The sequence below is a fragment of the Gemmatimonadota bacterium genome, assembly GCA_016209965.1.
In the GTDB taxonomy this organism is placed as follows: Bacteria; Gemmatimonadota; Gemmatimonadetes; order Longimicrobiales; family RSA9; genus JACQVE01.
The window spans coordinates 1-10,663 of the sequence record JACQVE010000331.1; the positions used below are offsets into that span (position 1 = coordinate 1).

A 10,663-nucleotide genomic window follows, 5' to 3' on the forward strand; every position below is an offset into this window, starting at 1 on the left:
CGGCTACCCCACGCTGTGGGAAGACCAGGAGAAGTACAAGGGCGGCTGGGAGCAGGACGGCGATCGGCTGCGGCTGAGGCTGCACGGCAGGTTGCGCGGTCTGGCTAACCTCTTCCACAACCCGTTCCTGCCCACCATTGACGACTACTACGAGCCGTGGACGTACGACTACGAGAACCTCTTCAACGCCCCCGAGGGCGACGACCAGCCCACCGCCCGCGCCATCTCGCTGCTCACCGGCAAGCCCATGGAGACCATCGAGGCCGGGCCCAACTGGGATGACGACCTGGGCGGCTCTCCCATCTACGCGGCGAGCGATCCGAACCTGAGCGAGTTGGGCGAGGCGGAGCGGCAGCAGCTCCAGGAGCTGGAGCGGCTCGTCTTCTTCTACCTGCCGCGCATCTGCAACCACTGCCTGAACCCGGGGTGTGTGGCGGCCTGCCCGGCGGGCGCCATCTACAAGCGGGGCGAGGACGGTATCGTGCTGGTCAGCCAGGAGAAGTGCCGGGCCTGGCGCATGTGCATCTCGGGTTGCCCGTACAAGAAGGTCTACTACAACTGGTCCACCGGCAAATCCGAGAAGTGCATCCTGTGCTACCCGCGTCTGGAGAGCGGCCAGGCGCCCGCCTGCTTCCACGCCTGCGTTGGGCGCATCCGCTATTTGGGCGTCCTGCTCTACGATGCCGGCCGCATCGAGGAGGCCGCCGGCGCCCCCGCCGATCGGCTGGTGGAAGTACAGCGGTCGCTCATCGCCGACCCCTTCGACCCACGGGTCGGCATCGCCGCCAAGGCCAATGGCCTGTCAGATGCGCTGCTCGACTCGGCGCGGCGGTCGCCGGTCTACCGGTTCGTCAAGCAGTGGAAGCTGGCGTTGCCGCTCCACCCCGAGTTCCGCACCGTACCCATGCTCTTCTACGTGCCGCCGCTGCTGCCGGTGCTGGCGGCGGTCCGGAACGGCCAGTATCAGGTTGCCGGCGCGGAGGAGCAAGGGCTGGCGCCCATGCTCAGCTCGCTGGAGCGGGCGCGGGTGCCGCTCCGCTACATGGCCAGCCTCTTTTCCGCGGGCAACGAGGAGGTGGTCGCCGCGGTCTACCGCAAGCTGGTCGCGGTGCGACTGTACATGCGGGGCCGGCGCGTGGCGGACGTACCCGCGGCCGAGGTCGAGGAGGCGCTCGCGCTGGGCGCGACCACGCCCGAGGAGGCAGAGGCCATCTTCCGGCTGACGGCCATGCCCACGTTCGAGGAGCGCTTCGTCGTGCCGCCCCTGGCCCGCGAGACGGCCGTCGAGGCAACCGTGGACCCGTACGCGCACAAGCCGGCGGCGGGCTTCGGGTCGCGGCAGCCGCCCGAGCGGAGGTGGTGATGGCGACGCGACCCCTCGAGCCTCGCGCACTCGAGCTGCTCGCCGAGCTGCTGGAGTACCCGACCCCGAATGTGGCCTCGGCAGCAGCCGGCGCCGCCCGCATGCTGGCACCCGCCTGCCCGGAGGCGGCCGCGCGGGTGAACCACTTCGCGGCCTGGGCCGAGCAGACGCCGCCGGCGGAGCTGGAGGAGGTCTACGCCGCCGCCTTCGAGCTGAATCCCATGTATTGCCTGTACGTCGGCCATCACCTATTCGGCGAGAGCTACCAGCGCAGCCGTTTCCTGGTCGAGCTGCGGGCCCGCTATCGGGAGACGGGCATCTCGGAAGGCACCGAGCTGCCCGACCACTTGAGCCTGCTGCTCCGCTACCTCGCGCACGAGCGTGGGCCGGAAGCAGACGAGCTGATCCGCGAGGCACTGGTCCCGGCGCTGGCAGTCATGGCCCGCGAGCGTGCCGGGACCGATGCCGAGCGCGACTCGCACTCCGCCCGCGGCCGGGAGGCGTACGTCGAGCTGCTCGAGGCGCTCCGACTGGTGCTGGACGACGGGGCCACCAGCGCGGATACGCCGCCCGCCACGGCGCCACGCCGGCTGGAACTGCCGGTGCTGCAACCGTAGCGGCGTGATGCGGAAGCGTTGGCGTCGGACCTGGTTTCCAAGTTTCAAGTTGACCGATCTACCTATGGCTCCTGACGGTAAGTGGACCCCCCCTCCGTGGATATGGTGCCCTGCAGCGGCTGGCCAGGCTCTGCCGTCCTTCTTTAATGGGGCGGCGACATGCGTGCTTGGGCCGACATGAAAGATGGAAACATGGTCCGACAAACACGGAGCGCAGCGCCATGCTCAATGTCCTTCTCTTCGTAGTGTTCCCCTACGTGGCCGCGGTTCTGGCGCTGGTGGTGGGCATCTACCGGTATGTCCAGGACCGGTTCTCCTATTCCAGCCTCTCGTCCCAGTTCCTGGAGAACCGCGCCCTGTTCTGGGGCTCGGTCCCCTGGCACTACGCGATTCTCATCATCCTGCTGGCCCACCTCCTCGCCCTGATTGCCCCCGGGGCGTGGGCGGCGCTGATCGCGGCACCCGCCCGCTTGTACACTCTGGAAGTCAGCGGCCTGGCCCTCGGCCTGGTAGCGATCGCCGGGCTGGGCGTGCTGATTCTCAGACGCCTGCGCCACGCGCGCATCCGCACCGTCACATCGGCCCTCGACTGGGTCCTACTCGCGGCCCTGCTGGGTCAGGCGGCGCTCGGGTTCTGGGTCGCGCTCCTCTACCGCTGGGGCGCAGACTGGTACCTGTACACGGCCGCGCCCTGGCTCGTCTCGCTGGCCAAGCTCCAGCCCAAGATCGACTACATCGTCATGCTGCCCTGGCTCGTCAAGCTGCACTTCCTGGGCGGATTCCTCATCATCGGGCTGTTCCCGTTCACGCGGCTGGTCCACGTGGTGACCGTGCCCGTGACTTATCTCTGGCGGCCCTACCAGGTGGTGATCTGGAACCGGACGCCGCAGCGCACTTGAGGTGAGCGATGCGGCGGCTCGCAAGCTCACCCGGGGGCCGGGGGCGAGCGGCCGGGCAAGGCCCAGCCGATCAACGGCGTGCGCGCGGCCACGCGGACCATCCGGTGACCCGAGCCGGCCCTGCCCGCACCCCTCCTTGCGCTTCCGCGCTGAGGCGCGAGCCGTCGCCATAGCCCCATGACCGAGCGCGCCCGAGCGATCTCCGTCCTGACGGCCAACACGGCGGCCTTCACCGTCTGCTTCGCCGTATGGATGATGTACGGCGTGCTGGTGACCTTCCTGGTGGAGCAGCAGGTATACGCCTTCAGCGGGCCCCAGATCGGGTGGCTGATCGGCATCCCGGTGCTCACGGGTGCGTTGTTCCGGCTGCCGGCCGGGATGCTGGCCGACCGCTACGGCGGGCGCTCCGTCTTCGCGGGCATCATGCTCGCCGCCGCCCTGGCGGCCTACTTGACCAGCTACGCCGGCAGCTTTGCCGGCTTCATCATCGGTGGCCTGGGCTTTGGGCTGGCGGGAGCGTCGTTCGCCGTGGGCGTGGCCTACACATCAGTGTGGTTCCCGCCGCATCGGCAGGGCACGGTGCTCGGGATCTTCGGCCTGGGCAACACGGGCGCGGCGCTGACAGCCATTGTCTCGCCGCGGCTGCTCGCCGTCTTGACGCAGGGCGGCATGGAGCTCGAGCGCTGGCGCGCGCTGCCCCGACTCTATGCGCTGGCCCTGGCCGCGACGGCCGTCCTGTTCTGGGTGTCTACCTTTCCGCGGAAGCCCGAGGAGCCGGCGGTGCGCACGCTGCGCCAACGCCTGGCGCCGCTCGAGTCGCTTCGCGTCTGGCGCTTCGGGCTCTACTACTTTCTCTTCTTCGGCGGATTCGTCGCCCTCGCCCAATGGCTGATCCCCTATTACGTGAATGTCTACGCATTGAGCGTGGTATCGGCTGGATTGCTCTCCTCGGCCTTCTCACTGCCCTCCGGACTGATCCGCGCGCTGGGCGGCTGGCTGTCCGATCGGATCGGCGCGCGAGCCGTCATGTACTGGGTCCTGAGCGGGTGCGCCGTGGTGAGCCTGCTGCTGGCAGTGCCGCGTATGGACATCCAGACGCCCGGACAGGGGGTAACGGCAGCGCGCGGCGGGACCGTAACCGCGGCTGGCGCGCAAGCGGTCGAGATCGACGGCGTCCGCTATCCGCTGCGGCCCAGGGCGCCGGGGCGGCCGGCCCGGCAGGGGACCCTGGTCTGGCCTACCACGGCTTCCTGGCAGGAGCCGGTGGTCCGGCCGGGCGAGGTTGTGGCCAAGCGTGCCCTGCTGGCACGCGGCGTCACCCACATCTACTTCCAGGCCAACATCGGCGTCTTCACCGGGCTGGTGTTAGTTCTGGCCATCCTCATGGGAATCGGCATGGCGGCCGTCTTCAAGCACATTCCCACCTATTTCCCGCGGGACGTGGGGACGGTGGGCGGGATTGTGGGTGTCATTGGCGGCCTGGGCGGCTTCACCGGTCCCCTGATGTTCGGCTACCTGGTCGCATTCACTGGCGTCTGGACCACGAACTGGGTCTTCCTGGCAGTGCTGTCGCTCGGCTGCCTGGTGTGGATGCACGCCGTCGTCCGCCGCATGCTGAACGTACGCGCGCCCGAGGTGGCCACGCAGATCGACGAGAAGGGGCCCCTGATCCCCCTGGCCCTGCGGGTTCTCTGCCCCGTCCACGCCGTGGAGGCGCGGGTGCGACTGTTCCTGACGCCGGGAAGCGAGACGCTGCGGCTGGGCGAGTGCTCGCTGCGGCCGGGCGAGGGTGATCGCCCCGCGTGCGAAGGGCAGTGCGTGGTGATGGCCGCGGAGGCGGGGGGGTGATCCCGCTCGAGATTGCCCGGGAGCGGATCCGCGCCTGGCAGCGCCTTATTGCCACGCTGTCGGCCGGTGGCGGCGAGCTCGCCCCCGACATGGCTGTCGAGGCAATGGCGGATCGGGAGGTTTTGTGGGGGCGCACCTTGCGCCTGGCAGCGCCCCTGCCGCCGGTGGCCAGCATTCGGGGGCCGTCGAACTCCGGGAAAACGCGGCTGATCGAGCAGCTCCTGCCGGTGCTCTCAGCGCGGGGAGTCCGGGTCGGCACCATCAAGCGGGCGCACCACACGCCGGCTCTGGACACACCGGGAAAGGACTCCCACCGCCACGCCGCGGCTGGCGCCCGAGGCGTGCTCCTGCTCGGACCCCAGCAGGCCGGCTTCTTCCTCTACGACGCGCCGGGCGCGGAACCCTGGCCCTGGCTCGAGCTGTTGGCCGGCCGCGTGGACATCGTGCTGGCGGAGGGGTCCTGGAGTGGGGCGGTGCTGCGCCTGGAGATCCAGATCAGGGACGCGGGCGGCTTCGCGCTGCTAGAACCTGCCGACTGCTGCTGCGGCGCCTGGACGCTGCGCCGGCCGGCCGCCACAGGCCAGCTCCTCGACTTCCCGGAGGAGCTGGTCGAGCGACTGGCCGGCCTCCTCCAGCAGCTCACCACACCCAGCACGCAAGCAAACGCCTGAAGATCAGAACGCGCTGCTGCCACCACCCCACGCGACCATCCGGCCGGGCCGCATGGACGCCGCTAGCCGGCCGACAGCCGGAGCATCCAGACCCCGTCCGGCGCGATCAGGAAGAAGAGGAATGCGGCCGTGGCCAGGGTCGCGGCCGCCACGCAGGCGACGAGCGCCAGCCGCTCGAACCTCAGGTGCATGAACCACCCGCCGATCACAGTGGCCTTTATCAGCATTGCCGCTACCAGCACCGCGACGGCCAGGGCCCGCGGGAACCCCGCGGCCTCCGCCAGAATCATGGCCACGGTGAGCGCGAGCAGGATAAGCCACGCTGCCCAGTAGGTACGGTACGGGATGTCGGGTTCCATGCGCGCCTCCGGTGTGCGGCTCTGCCAGGCGAACTAGATCAGGTAGAAGCAGGTGAAGATGAAGACCCAGACCAGGTCCACGAAGTGCCAGTACAGGCCGGCCAGCTCGACCCCCGGTCCGAAGGTGCGGCCCGCGCGCACCCGACTGGCCACCAGAGTCAGGAGGGTCACGCCGATCAGCACGTGGGTGCCATGAAACCCGGTCAGCATGAAGAAGAAGGACGAAAAGGCCGGCGGGCCCCAGGGGTTGTGCGTCAGGCGAGCGCCCTCCCGGATCAGCGTCGTCCACTCCGCCGCCTGCATCGACAGGAAGATCGCGCCGCCCAGCGCGGTCAGCAGCAGGAAACGCATCGCCCGCCGAAGATCGCCGCGGTGCGCGGCACCCACGGCTGTGGCCATGGTGGCACTCGAAGTGATGAGCACGAAGGTCATGATCCCGATCACCCAGATGGCGAAAACTTCGCCCTGCTCCGGCCAGACGGCGTGGGCGAGTCGCTCGAAGCCGTAGGCGGCCAGGAAGCTGGCAAAGAGCAGCGCGTCCGAGACCAGGAAGAACCACATCATGAGCTTCTGCCAGGACACGCCGAAGGGCGAGACTCCCCCCTGCCAGTGGACCTCGAGGCTACCGGTAACCGCGTTCGCCATCCGCCCTCCTCTCTCTAAAGCGTGGAAAGCAGGACCAGCAGATAGATCCAGACAACGTCCACGAAGTGCCAGTAGACGGCGGCGTGCGTGAGACCGGCGTGCCGCGTCCGGCTGTAAGCACCGCGCAGGGCCCGCCGCAGCGTCCACCCCAGGGCGGCCAGTCCGCCCAGCACGTGGGCGCCGTGGACGGCGGAGAGCGTATAGAGGAAGGAGGCGTGGGGGCTGGTGGGCAGGAAGATCCCCCGCGCTGCCAGCATCCGCCACAACGCCACCTGCCCGGCCAGGAATACCAGGCCCAGCACGGCGGCCGCTCCCAGGAAGAGCGCCAGGCGGCGTGGCCGCTCCTGCCGCGCCGCGGCGCGGCCCAGCTCGAGCAGGCCGCTCGAGACCAGCAACAGCGCCGCATTGGGCCACGCGATCCAGGGGAGTGCCACCGGTCGCCAGTCCGCGCCCGTCCGCCGGATGAGCACGGCGGCCGTGAAGGCGGCGAACAGCATGGTCACGGTGGCCAGCACGGCCATGAGGCCCATGGGGTATGGGCCGTCCGCCAGTGTGAGCGCGGCGCCGGCCGCCGGCTCGCCGGGCGCGGCGCCGTCACCTCTCACCCTTCGCGCCACCATCAGGCTCACTCCGCCCCTCCCACTACCGCCGAGTGCTGGGGCAGGTAACCCTCCCGCTCCCCGTCCACGCGGTACTCGTACGGCCCGCGATGCACCACTGGCAGCTCGACCCAGTTCAGGTGCGGGGCGGGCGACGACGTCGTCCACTCCAGCGTCGCCCCCCGCCAGGGATTCGACCGGGCCAGCTCGCCGCGGAACAGATGGACCAGGAAGTTGAACAGAAAAACGAGTTGCGCGGCCGTGGCCAGAATGAGCGCCAGGCTGATCACAATGTTGAATGGCTGGAGCGGGCGCAGGAATTCGTAGACAGTGGGGTCGTACACGCGCCGCGGGTGGCCACCCAGCCCCAGGTAATGCATGCCGATGAAGGCTGCAAACAGCGGCACAATCGTGAGCCAGAAGTGAAGCTTGCCCAGCGTCTCGCTCATGTGCCGGCCAAACATCTTCGGGAACCAGTAGTAGGTGCCGGCAAAGATGGCGAAGAAGGTCACCGTCCCGATCGTGAAGTGGAAGTGACCGACCACAAAGTAGGAATCGTGGAAGTAGATGTCGGCAGCCGCCGTTCCCAGGTAGAGCCCGCCCAGCCCGCCGATGCCGATGGCGGAGACCAGCCCCAGAGCAAAGAGCATGGCCGTGGTAAGGCGAATCTGCGCGCGCCAGAGGCTGGCAATCAGGTTGAGCCCGAGCACGGCGAAGGGGACAGTGATGGCCACCGTCACCACCGAGAAGTACTCGCCCAGGTAAGGGTTCATCCCGCTGGTGAACATGTGGTGCCCCCACACGATCATGCTCAGCCCGGCAATCACCAGCAGCGACCACACCGAGGTACGATAGCCGAACACCGGGCGGCGGCCGAAGGTGGCCAGGATGTCGAAGGCAATGCCCAGCGCGGGCAGGACCAGCACGTACACTTCAGGGTGGCCCAGGAACCAGAACAGGTGCTGGAAGAGCAGAGGCGTCCCGCCACCGGTGGACAGAACCTTCTCCCCGAGCACCAGTCCCTGGGGCAGGAAGAAGCTGGTCCCGCCGTGCCGGTCCAGGAGCAGCATGATGGCCGCGGCGGTCAGCGCCGGGAAGGCCAGGAGGCCGAGAATGGCCGCAATGAGCATGGTCCAGACCGTAAGCGGCATGCGCATCATGGACATGCCACGCGTGCGCAGGTTCAGGATCGTGGTCAGGAAGTTGAGGCTGCCCAGCGTGAAGGAGACGATGAACAGGGCCATGGCCAGGAGCCACAGCGTCTGCCCCCACCCGGAGCCCGGCACGGCTTCCGGCAGCGCCGAAAGCGGCGGGTACGCCGTCCACCCCGCGGCGGCGGCGCCGCCCTCCACGAAAAACGAGGCCAGGATCAGCACGCTGGCCGGCACGACCAGCCAGTAGGAAAGCATGTTCAGGAAGGGGTAGGCCATGTCCCGCGCCCCGATGTGGAGCGGGATGATGAAGTTCCCGAACCCGCTGACCAGGGCAAAGGAGATCACGAAGAACACCATGATGGTGCCGTGCATGGTCACCAGGCTCAGGTAGAATTCCGGCTTGAGCACCCCCTCCTCGTAGCCGCCCGGCAGCAGCCTCCCCAGCAGCGGCCAGGTCGCGTGGGGCCACGCCAACTGGAGTCGGATCAGGATGGCGAGCGCCACGGCCACCACCGCCATGAACACGGCGGTCAGGTAGTACTGGATCCCGATGACCTTGTGATCGGTGCTGAAGACGTAGCGTCTCCAGAATCCCGGGTAAGCGTGCTCGCCGCTCATTGGAGCCACCCCGCCTGCTGGCTCAGCCAGGCATCAAACTCCTCGGGCGACTGCACCAGCACCCGCCCCCGCATCCGGTAGTGGGCCATGCCGCACAGCTCCATGCACGCGATCTCGTATTCGCCCGCGGCCGTAGGCACGAACATCGTGCTCCCGACGATCCCCGGGACGACGTCCTGCTTCACCCGGAAGGCAGGCACCGAGAAGCTGTGCAGCACGTCCCGGGATCGGAGCCGCAGGTAGACCGTGCCCCCCACCGGCACGTGCAGCCGGTTCCGGAACACCAGGTCGTCTGCACCGGCCGGGTCACGGGGATCGAGGCCCGCCGGGTTCGCCGCGCCCCGAATCAGCGCGGGGTCGGTCCGACCAAAGCGGCCGTCCTTGCCCGGGTAGCGAACAATCCACTCGAACTGGCGCGCCGTGACCTCGATGACAACCGCGTCTTCCGGTACCGGGCCGTACACCTTCGCCCAAACGGGCAAGCCGATCACCAGAACACCCACTTCGGCAATCAGGGCCATGGCCACCACGGGGAGCAGCGACCACCAGCGCTCGACCCGGGGATCCGCCCAGGGCGACCCGGTCGGCCCCCCGCGGGCATAGCGCCAGACGAAACTGGCCAGCACCAGATGGCCGGCAATGAAGACCGCACCCGTGGTGAGGAGCAGATACCGGATCATGCCATCCACGCCGGCGCCGTGCTCGGACGCGGCCGCCGGCATCCAATCCCTGGCCACGAAGCCGAATACCGTGAGGACCGTGATCCCGAGAAACAGCACGACCAGGGCCAACGCCTCCCACGACTTCCCTTTGCCGTTCATGCGCTTCGCTCCCGCCGACTCAGAGATGGCGACGGCCCCGCAGGCCGGTCGTGAGGCACCGCTAACAATTCTCAGTGTTAATATCCATCGGGCCACGCCAGGTGTGACGCCCCGGACGAAGAAGCCGCCGGCCAGCAACTGCACCCTGGGGAAGGAAGTCCCAGCGGGGGGGCTCGGGCGAGACATTTCGCGACCCTCGGCTGCCGCGCGTCGCGTGCCGTGGAGCCGGGACAAACCCCCCGTATGCGGCGCAGCGCCGGACCGGGGCTGCGCTTGTCAGACCGTGAGCCGGCTGTCGCTTCGGGGCCCGACCGTGGCACGCTCCTTCCACCACATCCCGGCCCGGACCCCTATGCGCTCGTCTTCTATCAGCAGTTTCCAGTGCCCACTGCGGGGGCCGTCATTCACAGGCGTGGCGGCTTCGTTTTCGTCCCGCAGTGCGGCCAACGAGGCGGTAGCCCGCTACCAGCGGTGCGACTCGGCCGAGGCGCGCCGGGAGGCAGCCGACCAGCTCTACCGGCGCCACCTCCCGCTCATCTGGAAGACGCTGGCGACTCTCTGCGGGCGCTCCCGCTGCTATCCGGGCGGCTGCCTGGTGGAGGACCTGGTAGGCGAAGCCTACCTCATCTTCTGCCAGGCGCTGGAGCAGTACGAGCCTTCAGTGGGTCTGGACTTCCTCGGCTACCTGCGCTGGAAGCTGCACTGGGGGCTCGAGCACCGGGTGCGCGTCGCCCGGAAGGCGAGCGTGATGACTCGAGCGCCGGAGGAAGAGGCGGTGCCCGGGCGTAACGGCGAGGAGGAGCGACTGCTGGACCGGGTGCTGGCCTCGCAGCTTCTCTCGCGCCTGGAAGGGAAGGACATCGAGCTCGCAGTGCTCCACTACGCGTGCGGCCGCACCTCCCGCGAGGTCGCCGAGGCGTACGGCATCTCCGGCGTCGCGGTGCGCAAACGGCTCGAGCGCCTGCGCGGACGGCTGCGGGCACTTGCGCTTCACAACGGCCGGCTCTCCGGGAACGGAGCTGAAAAGCCGTGTGCGGGGAAAGCCGACGAGCCATGAGGCAGGGCCTCA

The 10,663-nt window shown here is 68.8% G+C and carries 11 protein-coding genes; 6 read left to right on the plus strand and 5 right to left on the minus strand.

Annotation, left to right across the window (positions count from 1 at the left end; translation table 11 throughout):
* The 5 genes from narH to mobB all read left to right on the plus strand — a co-directional run.
* The coding region (gene narH / locus HY703_13225; protein MBI4546153.1) for a nitrate reductase subunit beta at positions 1-1,363 on the plus strand (1,363 nt) is incomplete at its 5' end.
* Positions 1,363-1,980, plus strand: coding sequence for a molecular chaperone TorD family protein (locus tag HY703_13230; protein MBI4546154.1), 618 nt, complete (start codon positions 1,363-1,365; stop codon positions 1,978-1,980). The genes narH and HY703_13230, both read left to right, overlap by 1 nt.
* Before the next feature lie 221 nt (positions 1,981-2,201).
* Positions 2,202-2,879 (plus strand): respiratory nitrate reductase subunit gamma, encoded by a 678-nt coding sequence (gene narI / locus HY703_13235; GenBank protein MBI4546155.1) that lies wholly within the window; start codon positions 2,202-2,204, stop codon positions 2,877-2,879.
* A gap of 177 nt (positions 2,880-3,056) precedes the next feature.
* Positions 3,057-4,727, plus strand: coding sequence for a NarK/NasA family nitrate transporter (locus tag HY703_13240; protein ID MBI4546156.1), 1,671 nt, complete (start codon positions 3,057-3,059; stop codon positions 4,725-4,727).
* On the plus strand, positions 4,724-5,398 hold the full coding sequence (gene mobB, locus HY703_13245; protein ID MBI4546157.1) for a molybdopterin-guanine dinucleotide biosynthesis protein B: 675 nt from the start codon (positions 4,724-4,726) through the stop codon (positions 5,396-5,398). The genes HY703_13240 and mobB overlap by 4 nt, the downstream gene beginning before the upstream one ends.
* 62 nt (positions 5,399-5,460) lie before the next feature.
* Here the strand turns inward: mobB and HY703_13250 are convergent, their stop codons facing one another.
* From HY703_13250 to HY703_13270, 5 genes are read right to left on the minus strand one after another with little or no spacing between them, the layout of a single operon-like run.
* A complete protein-coding gene (locus HY703_13250; GenBank protein MBI4546158.1) occupies positions 5,461-5,757 on the minus strand; it encodes a cytochrome C oxidase subunit IV family protein in 297 nt (98 codons plus the stop codon).
* 33 nt (positions 5,758-5,790) lie between these two features.
* Entirely contained in the window at positions 5,791-6,402 is a 612-nt protein-coding gene (locus tag HY703_13255; GenBank protein MBI4546159.1) for a cytochrome c oxidase subunit 3, read from the minus strand.
* 14 nt (positions 6,403-6,416) lie between these two features.
* Entirely contained in the window at positions 6,417-7,031 is a 615-nt protein-coding gene (locus tag HY703_13260; protein MBI4546160.1) for a cytochrome c oxidase subunit 3, read from the minus strand.
* Positions 7,028-8,773 (minus strand): cbb3-type cytochrome c oxidase subunit I, encoded by a 1,746-nt coding sequence (locus HY703_13265; GenBank protein MBI4546161.1) that lies wholly within the window; start codon positions 8,771-8,773, stop codon positions 7,028-7,030. The genes HY703_13260 and HY703_13265 overlap by 4 nt, the downstream gene beginning before the upstream one ends.
* Positions 8,770-9,594 carry a cytochrome-c oxidase gene (locus tag HY703_13270; GenBank protein MBI4546162.1) on the minus strand — a complete coding sequence of 275 codons (825 nt, stop codon included), beginning with the start codon at positions 9,592-9,594 and terminating at the stop codon, positions 8,770-8,772. Before HY703_13270 ends, HY703_13265 begins: the two co-directional genes overlap by 4 nt.
* A gap of 412 nt (positions 9,595-10,006) precedes the next feature.
* On the opposite strand from HY703_13270, the gene HY703_13275 reads away from it, so the two are divergent.
* On the plus strand, positions 10,007-10,651 hold the full coding sequence (locus tag HY703_13275) for a sigma-70 family RNA polymerase sigma factor (protein MBI4546163.1): 645 nt from the start codon (positions 10,007-10,009) through the stop codon (positions 10,649-10,651).
* Positions 10,652-10,663: the final 12 nt, after the last annotated feature.

Excerpts from the sequence above, each read along its gene's own strand:
- HY703_13230 (MBI4546154.1), top strand. The coding sequence starts at position 1,363 with ATGGCGACGCGACCCCTCGAGCCTCGCGCACTCGAGCTGCTCGCCGAG.
- narI (MBI4546155.1), top strand. The coding sequence starts at position 2,202 with ATGCTCAATGTCCTTCTCTTCGTAGTGTTCCCCTACGTGGCCGCGGTT.
- HY703_13240 (MBI4546156.1), top strand. The coding sequence starts at position 3,057 with ATGACCGAGCGCGCCCGAGCGATCTCCGTCCTGACGGCCAACACGGCG.
- HY703_13250 (MBI4546158.1), bottom strand. The coding sequence starts at position 5,757 with ATGGAACCCGACATCCCGTACCGTACCTACTGGGCAGCGTGGCTTATC.
- HY703_13255 (MBI4546159.1), bottom strand. The coding sequence starts at position 6,402 with ATGGCGAACGCGGTTACCGGTAGCCTCGAGGTCCACTGGCAGGGGGGA.
- HY703_13265 (MBI4546161.1), bottom strand. The coding sequence starts at position 8,773 with ATGAGCGGCGAGCACGCTTACCCGGGATTCTGGAGACGCTACGTCTTC.
- HY703_13270 (MBI4546162.1), bottom strand. The coding sequence starts at position 9,594 with ATGAACGGCAAAGGGAAGTCGTGGGAGGCGTTGGCCCTGGTCGTGCTG.